The organism is Paenibacillus sp. 1011MAR3C5, from assembly GCF_003591485.1.
Lineage (GTDB): Bacteria > Bacillota > Bacilli > Paenibacillales > Paenibacillaceae > Pristimantibacillus.
In genome coordinates this window covers 231778-248313 of the sequence record NZ_QZCF01000006.1, presented here as the reverse complement: position 1 = coordinate 248313, position 16536 = coordinate 231778, and the positions used below count along the sequence as shown (strand labels likewise).

Genomic DNA, 16536 nt, shown 5'->3' with positions numbered 1-16536 from the left:
TATGACGATTATAGGCATTGATCTGGGAACTACAAATAGCTTGGTTACTTATTGGACGGAAGAGGGGCCAATCATGATCCCGAACGGGCTTGGACGGCATCTGACGCCATCGGCTGTCAGCGTGGATAGCGACGGTGAAATTGTCGTGGGACAAATCGCGCTGGAGCGGCAGGTTTCTCATCCTGAGCTCAGCGCTTCCTTCTTCAAACGGTACATGGGCACCAAGAAGCTGCTTAAGCTTGGCGATCAGGAGTTTCTCCCCGAAGAGCTGTCCGCACTTGTGATTAAAGCGCTGAAGAAGGATGCGGAGCACATGCTGGGCAAGCCTGTGCATGAGGCGGTCATTAGCGTGCCCGCTTATTTCAACGATGTGCAGCGCAAGGCGACGAAGCGCGCCGGGGAGCTGGCGGGTCTTAGGGTAGAGCGACTGGTTACCGAGCCGACAGCTGCAGCTATTGCATACGGACTTCATCAGCGGGATGCCGACACGAAGTTCCTCGTCTTCGATCTTGGCGGCGGGACCTTCGACGTCTCAATCCTGGAGCTGTTTGACCAGGTCATGGAAGTCAGGGCTGTGGCTGGCGACAATTACTTGGGCGGCGAGGACTTCACGCAGGTGCTGATCGATTTGTTCTTGAGCCGATACGAACTGACGGAGGACGTATTCGAGCCGAAGGAATTCGCGAAGCTGCGCAAGCAGGCGGAGGCGGGGAAGCTGGCCTTCAGCGAAAAGCGCGCCGCACGAATTGTACATATGCATAAGGAGAAGGAGCTTGTCCTTGAGGTCAGCCTGGATGAATACGAGCAGGCGACGAAGCCGCTGCTGCAGCGGCTGCGGGCGCCGATCGAGCGCGCCTTGTCCGACGCTTCGCTGAAGGTGAGGGATTTGGACGCTATTCTGCTCGTAGGCGGCGCGACAAGACTGCCTTTCATCCGCACGTTCGTCAGCAAGCTGTTCGGGCAGCTGGCTTATGCCAATGTGAACCCCGATGAAGTGGTTGGCGTGGGGGCCGGCATTCAGGCAGGCTTGAAGGAGCGCCACGAGAGCCTAAAGGAAGTCATTCTGACGGATGTGTGTCCTTATACGCTGGGCACCTCGGTATCGGTCACGAAGTCGAATGGCTACCATGAGAGCGGGCATTTCTTTCCGATTATTGAGCGCAATACAGCGATTCCGGTGAGCCGGATTGAACGTTTCTATACGACTAGTGGCAATCAGCGGATGATCAAGGTCGATATCCTGCAAGGGGAAGCCAGGCTTTCGCGGGACAACATCTTCCTCGGTGAGATTAACGTACCCGTGCCGATCCGGCCAGCCGGGCAGGAGAGTGTAGACGTCCGGTATACCTACGACATTAACGGCTTGCTGGAGGTCGAGGTGAAGGTGCCTTCCACCGGGCTTGTGAAGCAAATGATGATCGAACGCAATCCCGGCGAAATGTCTCCCGAGGAGATGGCGAGACGCATCGAGCAGCTCGCGAGCCTTAAGATTCATCCTCGCGAGCAGCAGGAGAACAAGTGGATCATTGCCAGGGGCGAGAGGCTGTACGAGGAGCATATCGGCTACGAGCGGATGGAGATCGCGAAGCTGCTGCGAGAGTTTGAGGATGCGCTGGACAAGCAGGAGCCGAAGAAAATTGCAGAGATGAAGAAGCTGCTGAAGGACGTATTCGACGCTATTGAGGCAAAGGGAGAGTAGAGCATGGAGGAATTTGCAGTCTTACGTATCGAACCGACGACGGATGAGAAGATCATTAAGCGGGCTTATACACAGCTCCTGAAAATCTATAACCCGGAGACGCATCCTGAGGAATTCCAGCACATCCGGGAAGCTTACGAGAAAGCGATGAATGCTGCCAAAGCCGGCATACTGACGGGCGGCGAGCCTGAGACTCCGCTGGAGCAGTATGTTCACCGCCTGAAGCAGGTCTATGATCGCTACGAGTCAAGGCTCGATGTGGAAGCCTGGCAAGCGCTGCTTGAACTGGATGTCTGCCACCTGATTGATACGAGAGAAGCGGCAAGCCGTGAGACGCTTACCTTCTTGACGGAATATTTCCATATCCCTCACCGGATATGGGTGGTGTTGAATACTCATTTTGAATGGAGCAAGCAGAAGGAAAAGCTTCTGGAAGACTACCATCAGAACTTTATTGAATTTGTCATGAACCGGATCGAGAGAGACCAGTTTTTTCGTTATGAGGAACTGCTGAGCTGCGAGCCGGGTCAGCAGGAGATGTTCATCAAGCATTACCGTACTGGCATGCAAGCGATTGACGACTATGATTATTACACGGCGCATGAGTCGCTGCTTCAACTGGCGAAGCTGTGTCCGTCTCATCCCGATGCGATTATTCTGGGAACCCGATATAGCATGGCTTTGGGCAGACTGGCGGAGGCCGGGCAGAAGCTTAATGAGCTGCTGGACAGGGATGAGGCGGACTATTATGCGCGCTATTACCGAGCGGGTCTGCTGTTCCGGCTAGGGCGCTATGAGGAAGCTTATCAGGATTATAAGCGGGTGCTGCCGATTAGACCCGATGCGGCGGATGTACTCTTCTCGCTAGGGAAGTGTGCGGTAAGTCTGGGTTACTATGCGGATGCTTCTGCCTATCTGAATCAGCTGAAGCAGATTTTGCCGAATGACCATGAGGTCATTAATCTGATGGCTTCCGCGCATCGCTTCCAGATTGACGAGATGACGGGGGGAGCGAGTGGAAGGCCGGATGATGTCGATGCCGCGCATGAGCTGGTGACGTCGTATTTGGCAACAGGACGTGTGGAGGAGGCTTATCAGCTGCTGTGCGAGCTAGAGCCGCATCATCCTTCCGCGAAGCTGCAAGTGCAGCTGTGTGTCGCCTTGCACACGATGCAGAAGAAGGAGCTTGCGCTGACCAAGCTGAATGAGGCGCTGGCGCTCTATCCGGACCATATGGACCTTCATCATTGGAAGGCGGTCCTGCTGGAGGAGCTGGGAGAGCTGGAGTCAGCGGTGGTCTGTTACGACAAGGCAATCGAGTTAAAGCCGGATGAGGCATCGCTGTATAACAACAAGGCGTATACGCTTAATTTGTTGGGACGGCATGAAGAGGCGCTGGCGTCTGCCGATCTGGCGATCCGGTACGATGCAAGCTTTGCGAACAGCTACAGACAGAAGGCCGATGCGCTGCTGTCGCTGGGCCGGTATGGAGAATGTTTTGAAGCAGCGGACAAAGCACTGTCGATCAATTCGTATTACACGGAGGCGTATGTCGTCAAGATGAGAATGCTTAACCGCGTTGGTCAGTATCGCCATACGATCGATGTCTTCCAGCAGGCGGTCAGGCACGACCTCAGGGATGTAAGTCTCTATGTGGAGAAAGCCAACGCCTTGCGGAACATGGGTGAATTCGAAGAAGCGCTGGCGAACTGCGACTATGCATTGGATCTCGAGGCCGATCAGCGGGACGCACTGCTATGCAAAGGTATGTGCTACTTCCGTATGCAGCAGTACGATGATGCGGTGGCAGAGTTCGAGAAGCTCAATGCGCAGCAGCGTATGGAGCAGGCAGTCTATTATGCGGCTCTGAGCTACTACAATATGAGACAGCTGGATGAGGCTTATCGTCTGGCGAACGAGGAGATCGGGCAGGCCGAGCAAGCGGATCTGTTCTACGATTTGATCGGGGATATTCATAGGGATAATGGAGATCGAAGCGAGGCGATCGAGGCATACCGCAATGCCATTGCGATTGATCCGGCTGTCGCGTCGTATCATCTGCAGCTTGGCATTCTGCTTCACCAGGATGAGACCTGGCAGGAGAGCCTGCATCATCTGGACCAAGCGATAGTCATCGATCCTATGCTGACAAGGGCTTACGAGAAAAGGATTCATGTGACATATGATCATGCACAGGACTATGAGCAGTGCATTACTCTCTGCCACGAGCTGCTGGCTGTTGATTCGGAGAGTGCGTACGCATACGATTTCCTGGCATGGGCGCATTATATGCTGGAGCGTAAGGAAGAGGCTGCCGCCTATATTCAGCAGGGCCTTGCTCTGGATTCGCAGTTCGTGAGCATCCTTCACCTTCGCATGACGATGCTCATTGAGAATGGACAGACCCGGGAAGCGTTGGCAGTCTGTGACCGTATCCTGGAGCTGGAGCCGGATCATGAGGATACACTGGCACAGCGAGCAAGGCTGCTGCACGAGGAACCGAAGAAGTCAGTGTTCTCTTGGCTGGGAAGGAAGTAGCGAATAGATCGGAACAAGCGGCGTGAATAGAGTGGGTTACAAAAAGAGGATATCTCTGCATCCGGGGTGCGGATGCAGAGATATCCCTTTTGGTACTTGTTAAGTCAACTCGGTTGGAGCCAGATACGACCAAGGCGGCAGGTTGCGGGCCAGACCGTATAACAGAGTGATTACCAGCATAACTATCAATAGCGTCCCGCCATACCTTCGTTTCTTCCTGGCATTCGCCCATACGTACAGGGCGAACAAAGGCGCCAGCACGAAAAGCAAGGCATTGTAGCGGAGTGCCTGGTGGACATCCAGCTCCAGCAAGGATAGCGCCGCCCTGGTTATGCCGCAGCCCGGACAGTACAGTCCGGTCACGGTGTGAATTGGACAAGGTATGGCTAGTCCGGTAATGGGCAGCCATACCTTGGCGTACAGCAGTCCGCCGGCTCCAAGCATCGTGCCCCAGAAGAGCTTGGGATGCCGCTGCGGCAATCGTTTAAGGTATTGCCATTTTGTTGTCATCGGATTGAGCCAAGGCATAGGCCGAATCCAAAGAGTGACAGCAGGACATAGATCATGGCGTTGTCCGATGGTTTGAATCTGCGCCGCATTTGTGCGTCTTTGATATGCTTAGCCGCTTGGCAAGCCCAAACGAGGCTCCAGATACCGCAGGTGACCAGGGTTTGTTGACGAATCATGAACGTGCACCATCCATTCCAGTTGATTATTGGGCTTTGTCAGGATATGCAGGAATCGTTCCAGCATTCGCTTTAATTGAACGGTTTATTACGAAATTTAACTATCCTAGAGGTATTTTACAAATGACGACGAACTAAGTATATGAAAATATGACTATCTAGACAAGGGAAAATAGAAACAATAGAAAACGAGGAGTTGTTTCCGAATGATGGACGAAGCAAAGCGAGCGAACGGATCTGAGGCTGAACCCGATCAAGCAGAGAGACGATGGCATGTATCTGGCCTGGCCGCAATTGAAATTCCGGTATCCAGCCTACGAAGCTCCATGGATTGGTACGGAGAGATGCTGGGCGCAAAGCCGGAGGCGCTTTGGCAGGAAGGTGACCGGTTCGCGATGCTGCACTTTCGGGACAACCCTGTAGCGGCGGGTTCGCCTGCGCTATATCTTGTAGAGACGGATGACAAGGCGAGGCTGACATTCAATAGTACGCGTTATGGCTATACCCATAGTGTTGTGGATCTATATACGCATGATCTTCAGGGCTATTACAGCTTTCTGAGAGAACGCCATGCCGATGTGAACGAAGTGGATTGGGAGAAGGAACCCTATCGCCAAGGCTTCGGATTCCGGGATATGGACGGCAATTCGCTGGGCGTATGCAAGGCGGAACATGCGGAGGGGAATGACCGCGCTCAGTTGGATGGCTTTAAGGGTCACTCTTATATTTGGGGCGTTGCAGGTGTGGAAATACCGGTCACAGACTTAAGAAAGTCAATTGAATGGTATACATCGGTTTTTGGCTTGAGGCTGCTGGACGAGCCGTCCGGGAACGGCGAGTCCGCCATGCTTTATCTGAATGAAGGGGGACGGTTGAGCGGACCCTATATATATCTGGTCGAGACGGAAGACGAACGCCGCTTGGCCTTCCGCCAATCGGATACCAAGGTCGTACACAGTGTTATTGATTTCTGCACGGATCATGTCGAGTCCATGCTGGAGCAGCTCCGGGGACGGGGCATCCAGATGAATGGCATTAGCGGCTTTTATGATCCTGAGGGCAACTCGCTGGCGATTTGCAGCATGTGAGACTTGGCTAGCGACGCGTCGCTGCAGGCAAGAAATATGTTCAAATAAAGCGGTGTGCTGATGTGGCGCACTGCTTCTTTTTTTTTGCAGATATCTTCTTTGGCGATTAGCTGCAATCGGGAGTTCCATTCGGGATAAGAATAGCGATGCAGGCTAGCCAGTACGGACTTGCCGACACGATTCGACAACGCAAAGTCTGGTACCCATTCAGCCGTAGAGCAAGATCACCCAGATATTTGTCAGAAATGGCCATCGTTTCCTTGGCTTGTCTGTATCTCCAGCACTTGTTCCGATATACTAGTATAAAAACAATGGAGATCGATAACATGTCTAATCTGCCTAATTGTCCTAAATGTAATTCACAGTATACCTATGAGGACGGTCATCTGTTCGTCTGTCCGGAATGCGCGCATGAATGGTCACTGACAGCGGAAGAGGAGCATGCTGAAGAGCAACGGATGATTAAAGATGCGAACGGCAATGTATTGAATGATGGAGATACCGTATCGGTCATCAAGGATTTGAAGGTGAAGGGAAGCTCGTCGGTGATCAAGATCGGTACGAAAGTCAAAAATATCCGCTTGATCGAAGGGGATCACGATATCGACTGCAAGATCGACGGGTTTGGCGCGATGCAGCTGAAATCGGAATTTGTGAAGAAAATATAGGAAAAGGTAAGGCCAAATAGGGTACAATAAGATTGGATTGTGAAAGGGGAGTATCTGTAGTGGCTAAAGAAGAATTGATTTTGACGCCGGAAGGCTTGGCAAAGATTGAAGAAGAATTGTTGGAGCTGAAGACAGTCAAGCGCAAGGAGCTTTCGGAGCGCCTGAAGGTTGCGATCAGCTATGGCGATTTGAAAGAAAATAGCGAATACCATTCTGCCAAGGACGATCAGGCATTCATGGAGACGAGAATCCTGCAGCTGGAGAGAATGCGGAAGATTGCACGCGTTGTAGATGCCAGCAGCTTAAGCAGTAATCAGGTGAGCATTGGCTCCATGGTTATTTTGAACGACATCGAATTTAACGAGAAAATCGAGTACCGTGTAGTCGGTCCTGCGGAGGCGGATGTCACGGACAACAAGATTTCCTATGAAAGTCCGCTCGGCAAAGAGCTGATGGGCAAAAAAGTCGGCGATACCATCAATGTCGATGCACCTATGGGCATCATCAAGTATGAGCTGCTGGAGATTAAAGCAGTCTAAGTGATAGCAACAACAACAGCATTACAGAAGCGGGACAGGTCATTGGACCTGTCTTTTTTTTATGTTCCTTCAAAAATGGTGAAGCATCGCGGTGTAGGATTCATTCAGGTATCTGCTTGCGGGCAGCATGCCAAGCGTGGCTAAGCTGATGCCTGCATCGTTCCAATCCGAGATTCGATTAAGCAGCAAGGCTTTGCAGCGGTCGGCAGAGCGCGTCTCCGTAATGGCGGAAGGGAATCTGATCCGGCTGACCGTATTGGGCGACCGTCTGAAGCTGCTCGCGAAGACGGCAGAGGTCGGGGATGTCGAGGATGAAGTGCAGCTGGCTTCCGTTCATGGAGAGGTATTTTCGGTAGCGCTGAATGGATCATTCCTGACGGAAATTATGCGGTGCATTCATAGTGAGCAAGTCAGCTTACAGCTGACGGGAAGCCGGGGTCCGGTTATGATTGTTCCAATTCGGGAGCAAAGGGATGCGTTGTATTTGCTGACGCCTGTACTCACTTCTACGGGTTTCTGATCTGAATCTGTGTCAACATGGTTCGCAATGGCTGGGGGAGCCTCGGCTGTCTTCGGCACAAACGATCACTATGATATGGCGTAAAGGATGATGAATATCGCAATTCAACACTTGTTGCGAGTGAAAAAATGTAAAGCTATAATAGCATAAAGAAGAAATTGGATGGGCAGAGAGGGTTCGAGTAGAATGGAACCAAAAAAAAGATACAAGCAAGAATTGAGCGATCTGAAACAGCATCGCGAAAACGTCATATTGGAGACGGCAGAGCGCGTATTTACCGAGAACGGCATCGAGCAGACGACGATGCACCATATTGCGAAGGAAGCAAGCATCGGCATCGCGACGTTATTCCGGTATTTTCCTAAGAAAGAGAAGCTGATCGTAGCCGTCGCAACGAAAATGATCGAAGAGGTATTCCTTGAATTCCAGACGATTAGCGAGATGGATAAAACCTGTCTGGAGAAGATGGATTTGTTATTTGACTACTTTATGGCGCCGCTTCCGAATCACCGCGACAGCAACATCAAGTTTCTCGAAGACTTTGAGAACTATGCCGCCCATTCGGATGAGCCGTTGGAAGACATAGACGAGTTCAATCGTCTGTATCGGCGGGTATCGCTGATGTTCTCGCGCATTATTCAAGACGGCCAAGAGGACGGCTCCTTGCGCGGCGATATCTCGGTGCGCGAGACGCTGACGACAGTCATTAACGCATTCGCGATCTTCTCGCGGAAGTTGTCTCTGCAACGCAATATTTTACGGCTGGAGTCGGATTTGGAGCCGGAGAAACAGCTTGCGGTTCTCAAGCATATTTTGATGGATTATTTGAAAGCATAGAATCGTCGTCTGGCTCATCAACCGGTGGTGCCTCGTACAGGCAATGGCATCATGCACGCTTTAGTCCGCTCAATTGCCGAACTTTTGCTGATTTGCTATAATCGGGATGGCCTAACAAGCACACGCATGAACGACACAACTTCAAGCGAATGCCCTTGCGGTATTCGCTTTTTTATCATGGGTAAAGCACTGGCGAAAGGACATGTGAACGAAATGAAAAAACGACTGATAGACATTTTGATGATCATGGTAGGCGCGTTTATTTTTGCGGTTGCGATCAATGTGTTTGTCATCCCGAACGATCTGGGCGAGGGCGGCGTTACCGGCCTGACGATTATCGCTTATTATCAGTTCCAGTGGTCACCCGGCCTGGTCAGCCTGATCATCAATTCATTCCTGCTTATTGTCGGCTATAAATTTTTGGATAAAACGACAACGATCTATACGATCATTGCCGTCTTGTTCAACTCCCTGTTCCTGCATCTGACGGAGAGCTGGACGATCTCCACCCATGACCTGATGATCAATACGATCTTCGGCGGCGTCTTTACCGGCATCGGCATCGGCATCATTATCCGGGTAGGCGGCACAACGGCGGGGACGACGATCCTGGCCAGAATAATGAACAAGTATTTGGACTGGAATATCAGTTATGCGCTTCTGTTCTTTGATCTAATCGTTGTGCTTCTTTCGTATTTCATTATCGGCATTCAGGGCATGCTGTTCACGATTGTCATGTTGTATGTAGGCACGAAAGTAATGGACTTTATTATTGAAGGCTTGAACTCGCAGAAGGCAGTTATGATCGTCTCCAACGAACAGAAGCTGATTGCGGAGAGAGTCAACAAGGTGATGGACCGCGGGGTAACGGTATTTTACGGCAAAGGCAATTACACCAATACACCGAAGGATATTCTGTACATCGTCATCACCAAACCCGAGGTCAGCATGCTGAAAAAAATCGTGAAGTCGGTCGACAAAAATGCGTTTATAACGATTCACGATGTGCGCAACGTATTCGGCGAGGGATTTGTCGATATATCGAAATAACATGCGTTAGCAATAACAGTGGAATCAAAAACGCCGTCCCATACAGGGGCGGCGTTTTCAGTTTACGAACGAGCCAGCTCTTTGCGCACGATTGGCACAACCTTTGTGCCAAGCAGCTCGATAGAGCGCAGAACTTCGCGATGCGGCATGGAGCCGATGTCGACATGGTGGAAGAAGCGGGTAAGGCCAAGGTTCTTATGAAGCAATAGGATCTTCTCCGCTACATATTCCGGGTCGCCGACATACAGGGAGCCTCTTAAGCTGCGTGCGGCATCGAATGCCTCGCGGTCATAATGCGGCCAGCCCCTCTCACGGCCGATTGTGTTCATTTGGGCTTGAGTGTATGGGAAGAAGGAATTCGCTGCTTCCTCGGTCGTATCGGCGATAAAACCATGTGAGTGTGTCGCGATCTGCAGCTTCCGCGGATCATGCCCGGCTTTGATTGCCGCTTGCTTATACAGGTTCACCAGCGGGGCGAATCGCTCTGGCATGCCTCCGATAATGGCGAACACGACTGGCAAGCCCAATGTGCCGGCGCGGACGGCCGATTCCGGGTTGCCGCCTGTTCCGATCCAGACCGGGAGCGGCTCCTGAACGGAGCGCGGATAGACACCGCGATTGTTAATGGCAGGGCGGTGGCCTCCGCGCCAGGTGACATTCTCGGATTTGCGTACGGAAAGAAGCAGCTCCAGCTTCTCCTCGAACAATTCGTCATAATCGTCCAGGCTTTGGCCGAAGAGCGGGAAGGATTCGATGAACGATCCCCGTCCAGCCATAATTTCCGCCCGTCCGTTCGAGATGCCGTCCAGCGTGGAGAAGGCTTGGTATACGCGAACAGGATCATCCGAAGACAAGACCGTTACGGCACTGGAGAGCCGGATGTTCTTCGTGCGGGATGCTGCCGCTGCAAGCAAGACGGCCGGAGCGCTGGCCGCATAGTCTGCGCGGTGATGCTCGCCTACGGCATATACGTCAAGGCCGACTTGATCGGCAAGGACAATCTCTTCTATCCCATTGCGCAGCCGCTCCGCATGACTGATCTTCTCGCCTGTGACCGGGTGCGGCGTTGCTTCCATAAACGTACTGATTCCAATTTCCATGCTAATCGACGCCTCCTTTGTTTTTATACATATTACTATAAAAATGAATGTAAATCAATTATAGTAAGTTAATAAGCTGACTCTTCCTTATTGTGGCATAGAACAGTCCGCATTACACGGTCCTAACCATTCGCTTTGCACATTATTGCCGCCGCCATCGTCTTCTATATCGCATCTACACAAGTCCAAGGTAGAATGGAGGTATCTCTATGCTTAATGGAGGATGGACATGAAAACAATCGCAGTGGTTGATGATGAGCATAAAATACGCGACGTGATCGTTTCTTATTTGGCCCAAGGGGGCTTCCGGTGTGTAGAAGCGGGAACGGGGCGGGAGGCCTTGCGGATCGTCGAAGAGCAGCCGCCCGACCTGATTATTCTGGATCTGATGCTGCCGGATATGGACGGGGAATCGGTGTGCGAGGCGATACGCCGGATTCATTCCATCCCGATTCTGATGCTGACCGCCAAGGCCTCAGGGAATAACCGGATCAGGGGCTTATCGCTTGGAGCGGACGATTATGTGGTGAAGCCGTTCGATCCTCGCGAGGTCGTGGCTCGCGTGCGCGCGATCTTGCGCCGTACGGATGATGGCCAGCTGCTGGCCGACCGCATGGTATTCCATGGCGGCCATCTGGTGATCGATTCGCTCAAGCATGATGTATATTGCGGCGGCGAAGCGGTAAGCTTGACGCCGAATGAATACAAGCTGCTGCTTGCACTGGCGAAGCATCCGCAGCGGCGCTTCACACGCGAAGAGCTGGTGGAGAAAGTGCTGGGGTATGAATTCGAAGGAGATATTCGTACGATCGATCAGCATGTCAAAAATATCCGGTCCAAAATCGAACCCGACCCCAAGTCGCCGGTCTACATTGTCACGGTATATGGAGCTGGATACCGGTTTGCGGGGGGAGAGCTATGAAGCGGCGTCTTCATCTGCGGCTGGCACTCGTTATCATCGCACTGGCTGCGGGCATTGTCGCGATCGCGACGATCAGCATCGTGCTGGAGACGCACTATCACTTCACGATGTACCAGGAGCAGCACGAAGCGTCGGGCATGGATGGAAATGCCGGCGCGCTCGCCTATCATTTGGAGCAGGCACTCATTCAGACGATACTCTGGACGGGCCTCGGTTCCATTACGCTGGCTGTTATTCTGGGCTTCTATGTCGCGCGGCGCATCTCCGAGCCGCTTGTTCATATGAAGCGAATTGCGGAGAGGATGTCGAGCGGACAGTGGCATTCGCGTGTGCATGTGAAGGGCGAGGACGAGCTGGCGCAGCTTGGCGCCTCGTTGAATTCGCTTGCCGATCAGCTTCGCCAGCAGGAGCAGCTTCGGGTGACGATGACCGAGGATATCGCCCATGAGCTGCGTACGCCGCTGGCGACGCTTAAGAGCCATATGCGGGCGATGGAGGACGGCATTTGGGCTCCGACACCGGAGCGTATCCATGCTTGTTGTGAAGAGATTGAGCGGCTGGCGGAGCTGGTGGCGGAACTGGAGGACTTGACGCATGTGGAGTCTCCCACCTTCCAATTGGATCGCAGGATGGCCTCGCTAGAAGAGGTAATCCGGCGGGCAGGCGATCTTGTGTATGCAGCATTCAGGGAAAAGGGCGTTGACTTCATTTGCCGGACAGACCCGGGGCTTCAATTGGCTATGGACCCGAACCGCATGATGCAAATTATGGTGAATCTGCTTAGCAACGCGCTGAAGCATACCCCGCAAGGGGGCGCCGTTTACGTAGAAGCGGTCGACGAGGGGGCGCAAGTCAGCCTGCTGGTGAAGGATACCGGAAGCGGAATCCCGGCAGAGGAGCTGCCCTATATCTTCGAGCGGTTCTACCGTGCGGAGAAATCCCGCAGTCGCCGAACCGGGGGCAGCGGTCTCGGACTTACAATCGTCAAACAGCTGGTGACGGCGCATGGCGGTACCCTATATGCGGAAAGCGGCGAGGCAGGCACTTCGATGTATATCAAGCTTCCGAAGCAGCTGTAGATGATCTACACAAGATCTTCAAAACCTCGATCTATACTTATCCTAACCGGCGGAGGTCTCTATGCCATGGAGTAAGGGAAGGATAGAGAGACGAGACGTTTGGTGATCTTTTTTGGATGCAGGAGGCTTTGGATAATGAAAAATGTAATGAAAGCGGGGATCGTATCCGCCGCGCTTCTAGTGACGCTTACGGGATGCTTCGGCGCGGACAAGCCTGTGGCGGATGCCGGCAGCGCGGAGAATGCGGGGAGGCTATCGGCGTCGTGGATCGCTTCCAAAAATACGACGCGGATCAATGCGGACCACCCTGCGGAAGCGGCGGCTATCGTATCACAGACATTATGGATGGCAACGAAGGACAGTAATCGACCTGGGGGGGTCATTATTGCCGACCCGAAGGATTGGCAGACGGCTCTTGTCAGTGCGAATCTCATTCACCATCCCAACGATGGTCCCGTCTTATTCGCCAATAAGGACAGCGTTCCGGACGTGACGCTGCAGGAGCTGAAGCGTCTTCGTCCCAAAGGAGTGGAGGGCAACGACGGTATTCAAGTTATGCTAGTCGGCAATCTGGATGAGCAAGTAGAGGTTCAAATTAAAGCGCTTGGCTATAAGACGGACAGAATCGCAGGGATCAATGCTCCCGCTATCGCTAAGGCGGTGGATGCCTACTATGCTGACTTGACGAAGGAGCTGCCGCAATCCGTAATTGTGGGATCGATGGATAGCGCTGAGTACACCATGCCGGCAGTCAATTGGATTGCCCATATGCCGGAGCCGCTGCTGTATGTCCGGAAGGACGAGATTCCCCAAGAAACGATCGAAGCGTTAAGCGCGCGCGGCGGACAAGCAAATATCTATATTCTGGGACCGGAAGCAGCCGTATCGGCCAAAGTCGAAGAGCAGCTGGGCCAATATGGAAAGGTTGTCCGCATTGCCGGGGATGATCCTTACGAGAACGCAGTAGCGTTCGCGAAGTACAAGGACGCAGAGACGGGCTTCGGCTGGGGCATTGACTCGCCAGGCCATAACTTCTCCTTCGTGCCGAAGGCTTCGCCGGAGCTGGCTCTTGCAGCCGCCCCTTTCTCTCATCTGGGCAAGCATGCGCCTTTGCTCTGGACCGATAAGAAGGGCATGCCGGACTCCGTCATGGCCTATGTCATGTCCGTTCAGCCGAAGTACAAGAACTCTCCGGTTGAAGGTCCTTACAATCACGCTTGGCTCACAGGCTCGACAGACGAGCTGTCTGAAGCAGCGCAAGGTGAGATTGACGCTATGCTGGAGATAGTCTCGGAGTCGGGTGCTGGACATGGAGCACATGGCGGCGGAACGGCAGATGGAGAGCAGTCTTCATCTGGTGAAGACGAAAATGAAGGCGGGGGCGGAAGCTCCCATCATTAACCCGGCAGAGAAGCCTCTATTCCACGGTAATCGCGGAGTAGAGGCTTCTTTTTGTACTGTTGGGGTGCCTTGCACCAAGCTTATTCTCCCCGACACTGCCGCCGCCAACGGCGTGCTGCTGCTTCGTGCCCGGGGCTGTCAATCGCGGAGTTAGTACCGGTCGCACTGCAGCTGCCTGCGCCTCCCGCAACTTGAGTGGCGGATGCATGAATCCTGGCCTCTGGCCCGGCGTCTTACATGCGCGTCGGCGCTGGCAGGCCGAGTGCATCCAACGCCTCGCCCATCGTCTGCCGGAACAAGGAGACGAGCCATAGGCGGTAAGTCCTCGTATCCTCATCGGCCTTCAGAATCGGACAGGCCGCATAGAAATTATTGAACAGGGAGGCCAGCTCGTAGGCGTAGTTGCAGACGATCGTCGGAGACAGCTCCCGGGCGGCGGCATGCAGCGTATCCTGCCAAGAAGCGATATGGCGGATCAAAGCCAGCTCCGCATTCTCCTTCGGCTGCGCTTCTGCCGGAAAGACGGGGCCGCTGCTGCCGTTCGCTGCCGTCTTGGCCATAATGTTCGCCGCGCGGGCGTAGGCGTACATGAGATATACGCCGGTATTGCCGGTTACCTCGGTCGCTTGCTGAAGATCGAATACAACCTCCGTCGATAAGGCGAAGCGAAGAAGGTAATAACGGATGGCTGCGGCTCCGATCATGCGGCTGGACAATCCGGTCGCGTCCGAGCGCTTCTCATCAATGATGCCTTCCATCCGGTCCAGCAGGTCGGCGATCTTGATGCCTACGCCTTGTCTGCCGGACATGGCATAGGAGGATTTGCCGGATGAAACATCGATCCCAAGCTCTTCCGCAGCGGCGGGGCTCAGCGACACAACCCCATAGCTGACATGGCGAAGCTTATCTGCTTGCTCGGTATATCCCAGCACCTCCAGCGCTTGCTTCACCATTGCCTGCGGATACTGCTGTCTGTAGTCGATGACGTTAATGACGGTTTCGGCTTTGCCGTATGCAGAGGACGTGGTGCCTCCATGATGCGTCGACCATAGTCCATCCGAGAATGGCTGATACGAGAAGTCTTTGTCCAGCAATCCAAACTTCCAGAGATGGTAGGCGATATCCTTGGCTGTATAGGTGAGAATGCCGTTCGAGCGCACCAGCACCTTATCCATTTGATGCTGCTGCTCGGATGCCTCCTCTGTCAGAGTCTCCTCTGTACCAGCCGCCGACTGTCTGAGCACCCAGCAGCCTTCCAGCTTGCCGTACTTCTCCTGCTCGAAGGAGGAAGTATCTTTCAGCAGCTTGAACGCCGCCTCCCAGAATCCTTCCCTTACGATCTGACTTTCCCATACGAGCAAGTCGTAGTCGATGCCGAACGCCGTCATCTCCTCCAGATGCTCGCGCACAATACGCTCAGCGACGAGCAGTCCAATCCAGGACAAGCCATTGCCGCCTTCTTCCAACGCATGAAGGACATTCGTCCGTTCCCCAAGTTTGACGGGATCGGCCGTATACTCCCGGTTGACGCCGGAATAGATATCCCAGCAGAAGTCGCCGAAGCGGGCGTGGTCCTTGTTCAGCGGAACATGAAGCAGTCCAACCACGGTATCGGCAAGCTGATTGCCCAGATCATCGATATAGTTGTGCACTTCCACCTCGCGGCCGGTCTTCTTCAGAATACGGGCAAGCGTATCGCCGATACAGGAATTGCGCAGATGGCCGATATGGGCGGATTTGTTCGGATTGATCGAGGTATGCTCGATAATCGCTTTGCCGCCAGGCGAAGCTGCAGGCGAATGGAACTCGCCGCGGGCCCAGACGTTCCAGTTGATATGCATATTCAAGAAGCCGGGCGGCGCAACTTCGATCAGGCGAGCCAGAGCGGAGAAGTCGGAATTGCTCTCCAGCTTGCTCTTCAGCAGCCCGGCGATATGCAGGGGCGGCTTGCGCAGCGTCTTGGCCAGTTGCATGGCGATATTCGTCGAGTAATCCCCATGCTCCAAGTGCACGGGCTGCTCTACATTAATCTTCAGCTCTCCCGGTCGTTCCGCTCCGCATTCCTCATGCAATTTCAGCACAGACTCGGCTATGCGCGTTCTCATCCATTCGATTAACATCTTTGCTTCCTCCTTTGGCAAAATAAAAAAACGCCCCGTCTCTTGGAAAAGAGACGAAGGCGTATGCATTCGCGGTACCACTCTTGTTGCTGAACGCAACGTTCAGCCACTCTAACGGATAACGGCCGCAGCCGAGACTTCCTACTCTGAAGGTTCAGAAGCCTATCTCATGGGTCCGCTTCGCTGCTGCATCCGTACCGGCTCCCACTCTCCCGGCTCGCTTGAACTTCCGCTGGCAGTTACTCTCCCAATCGTCGATTGTTCGATATGTTTACCAATTATAACGATT

General features: G+C 53.4%; 16 protein-coding genes and 1 other annotated feature. Of the genes, 11 read left to right on the top strand and 5 right to left on the bottom strand.

Annotation, left to right across the window (positions count from 1 at the left end; all coding sequences use genetic code 11):
- Position 1 precedes the first annotated feature (1 nt).
- Both D3P07_RS19220 and D3P07_RS19215 read left to right on the top strand, forming a co-directional pair.
- On the top strand, positions 2 to 1699 hold the full coding sequence (locus D3P07_RS19220; RefSeq protein WP_119801869.1) for a molecular chaperone HscC: 1698 nt from the start codon (positions 2 to 4) through the stop codon (positions 1697 to 1699).
- 3 nt (positions 1700 to 1702) lie between these two features.
- Entirely contained in the window at positions 1703 to 4237 is a 2535-nt protein-coding gene (locus tag D3P07_RS19215) for a J domain-containing protein (RefSeq protein WP_119801868.1), read from the top strand.
- Positions 4238 to 4336: 99 nt separating this feature from the next.
- Here D3P07_RS19215 and D3P07_RS19210 read toward each other — a convergent pair whose 3' ends face one another.
- A complete protein-coding gene (locus D3P07_RS19210) occupies positions 4337 to 4747 on the bottom strand; it encodes a DUF2752 domain-containing protein (protein WP_119802044.1) in 411 nt (136 codons plus the stop codon).
- The gene (locus tag D3P07_RS27915) at positions 4744 to 4923 is read right to left on the bottom strand and encodes a DUF4234 domain-containing protein (protein WP_119801867.1); all 180 of its coding nucleotides are present in this window, start codon (positions 4921 to 4923) and stop codon (positions 4744 to 4746) included. The genes D3P07_RS19210 and D3P07_RS27915 overlap by 4 nt, the downstream gene beginning before the upstream one ends.
- A gap of 206 nt (positions 4924 to 5129) precedes the next feature.
- Between D3P07_RS27915 and D3P07_RS19200 the strand changes: the two genes are divergently transcribed.
- The 6 genes from D3P07_RS19200 to D3P07_RS19175 all read left to right on the top strand — a co-directional run bounded on the left by D3P07_RS19200 (position 5130) and on the right by D3P07_RS19175 (position 9625).
- Positions 5130 to 6011, top strand: a complete 882-nt coding sequence (locus D3P07_RS19200; protein ID WP_119801866.1) for a VOC family protein — start codon at positions 5130 to 5132, stop codon at positions 6009 to 6011.
- 326 nt (positions 6012 to 6337) lie between these two features.
- Complete coding sequence (locus tag D3P07_RS19195) at positions 6338 to 6679, top strand: zinc ribbon domain-containing protein YjdM (protein ID WP_119801865.1); 342 nt, start codon at positions 6338 to 6340, stop codon at positions 6677 to 6679.
- A 59-nt stretch (positions 6680 to 6738) separates the two neighbouring features.
- The gene (gene greA / locus D3P07_RS19190; RefSeq protein ID WP_119801864.1) at positions 6739 to 7218 is read left to right on the top strand and encodes a transcription elongation factor GreA; all 480 of its coding nucleotides are present in this window, start codon (positions 6739 to 6741) and stop codon (positions 7216 to 7218) included.
- Positions 7219 to 7354: 136 nt separating this feature from the next.
- Positions 7355 to 7738, top strand: coding sequence for a hypothetical protein (locus tag D3P07_RS19185; protein WP_182914403.1), 384 nt, complete (start codon positions 7355 to 7357; stop codon positions 7736 to 7738).
- Between the two features lie 186 nt (positions 7739 to 7924).
- Positions 7925 to 8575: a TetR/AcrR family transcriptional regulator gene (locus D3P07_RS19180; protein ID WP_119801862.1), complete on the top strand. Its 651-nt coding sequence runs from the start codon at positions 7925 to 7927 to the stop codon at positions 8573 to 8575.
- A 213-nt stretch (positions 8576 to 8788) separates the two neighbouring features.
- Positions 8789 to 9625: a YitT family protein gene (locus D3P07_RS19175; RefSeq protein WP_119802043.1), complete on the top strand. Its 837-nt coding sequence runs from the start codon at positions 8789 to 8791 to the stop codon at positions 9623 to 9625.
- Positions 9626 to 9687: 62 nt separating this feature from the next.
- Here D3P07_RS19175 and D3P07_RS19170 read toward each other — a convergent pair whose 3' ends face one another.
- Positions 9688 to 10725, bottom strand: a complete 1038-nt coding sequence (locus D3P07_RS19170; RefSeq protein WP_119801861.1) for an LLM class flavin-dependent oxidoreductase — start codon at positions 10723 to 10725, stop codon at positions 9688 to 9690.
- Positions 10726 to 10954: 229 nt separating this feature from the next.
- Here D3P07_RS19170 and D3P07_RS19165 point away from each other — a divergent pair, with 229 nt between their 5' ends.
- From D3P07_RS19165 to D3P07_RS19155, 3 genes are all read left to right on the top strand, one after another.
- Positions 10955 to 11647: a response regulator transcription factor gene (locus D3P07_RS19165; RefSeq protein WP_119801860.1), complete on the top strand. Its 693-nt coding sequence runs from the start codon at positions 10955 to 10957 to the stop codon at positions 11645 to 11647.
- Complete coding sequence (locus tag D3P07_RS19160; protein WP_119801859.1) at positions 11644 to 12726, top strand: sensor histidine kinase; 1083 nt, start codon at positions 11644 to 11646, stop codon at positions 12724 to 12726. Before D3P07_RS19165 ends, D3P07_RS19160 begins: the two co-directional genes overlap by 4 nt.
- 135 nt (positions 12727 to 12861) lie before the next feature.
- Positions 12862 to 14127: a cell wall-binding repeat-containing protein gene (locus tag D3P07_RS19155; protein WP_119801858.1), complete on the top strand. Its 1266-nt coding sequence runs from the start codon at positions 12862 to 12864 to the stop codon at positions 14125 to 14127.
- A gap of 16 nt (positions 14128 to 14143) precedes the next feature.
- Here D3P07_RS19155 and D3P07_RS27165 read toward each other — a convergent pair whose 3' ends face one another.
- Together D3P07_RS27165 and D3P07_RS19150 are read right to left on the bottom strand one after the other, a co-directional pair.
- The gene (locus tag D3P07_RS27165; protein ID WP_182914424.1) at positions 14144 to 14335 is read right to left on the bottom strand and encodes a hypothetical protein; all 192 of its coding nucleotides are present in this window, start codon (positions 14333 to 14335) and stop codon (positions 14144 to 14146) included.
- A 25-nt stretch (positions 14336 to 14360) separates the two neighbouring features.
- Positions 14361 to 16247: an arginine--tRNA ligase gene (locus D3P07_RS19150; protein WP_119801857.1), complete on the bottom strand. Its 1887-nt coding sequence runs from the start codon at positions 16245 to 16247 to the stop codon at positions 14361 to 14363.
- A 46-nt stretch (positions 16248 to 16293) separates the two neighbouring features.
- Positions 16294 to 16511 (bottom strand) — a binding site (T-box leader).
- Between the last annotated feature and the right edge of the window lie 25 nt (positions 16512 to 16536).

Bases quoted from the DNA above. Each gene is read 5' to 3' on its own strand.
- D3P07_RS19165 (WP_119801860.1), top strand. From the start codon at position 10,955: ATGAAAACAATCGCAGTGGTTGATGATGAGCATAAAATACGCGACGTG.
- D3P07_RS19215 (WP_119801868.1), top strand. From the start codon at position 1,703: ATGGAGGAATTTGCAGTCTTACGTATCGAACCGACGACGGATGAGAAG.
- D3P07_RS19210 (WP_119802044.1), bottom strand. From the start codon at position 4,747: ATGACAACAAAATGGCAATACCTTAAACGATTGCCGCAGCGGCATCCC.
- D3P07_RS19220 (WP_119801869.1), top strand. From the start codon at position 2: ATGACGATTATAGGCATTGATCTGGGAACTACAAATAGCTTGGTTACT.
- D3P07_RS27165 (WP_182914424.1), bottom strand. From the start codon at position 14,335: ATGCATCCGCCACTCAAGTTGCGGGAGGCGCAGGCAGCTGCAGTGCGA.
- D3P07_RS19170 (WP_119801861.1), bottom strand. From the start codon at position 10,725: ATGGAAATTGGAATCAGTACGTTTATGGAAGCAACGCCGCACCCGGTC.
- D3P07_RS19175 (WP_119802043.1), top strand. From the start codon at position 8,789: ATGAAAAAACGACTGATAGACATTTTGATGATCATGGTAGGCGCGTTT.
- D3P07_RS27915 (WP_119801867.1), bottom strand. From the start codon at position 4,923: ATGATTCGTCAACAAACCCTGGTCACCTGCGGTATCTGGAGCCTCGTT.
- D3P07_RS19195 (WP_119801865.1), top strand. From the start codon at position 6,338: ATGTCTAATCTGCCTAATTGTCCTAAATGTAATTCACAGTATACCTAT.
- D3P07_RS19200 (WP_119801866.1), top strand. From the start codon at position 5,130: ATGATGGACGAAGCAAAGCGAGCGAACGGATCTGAGGCTGAACCCGAT.
- D3P07_RS19160 (WP_119801859.1), top strand. From the start codon at position 11,644: ATGAAGCGGCGTCTTCATCTGCGGCTGGCACTCGTTATCATCGCACTG.
- D3P07_RS19155 (WP_119801858.1), top strand. From the start codon at position 12,862: ATGAAAAATGTAATGAAAGCGGGGATCGTATCCGCCGCGCTTCTAGTG.
- D3P07_RS19150 (WP_119801857.1), bottom strand. From the start codon at position 16,247: ATGTTAATCGAATGGATGAGAACGCGCATAGCCGAGTCTGTGCTGAAA.
- D3P07_RS19180 (WP_119801862.1), top strand. From the start codon at position 7,925: ATGGAACCAAAAAAAAGATACAAGCAAGAATTGAGCGATCTGAAACAG.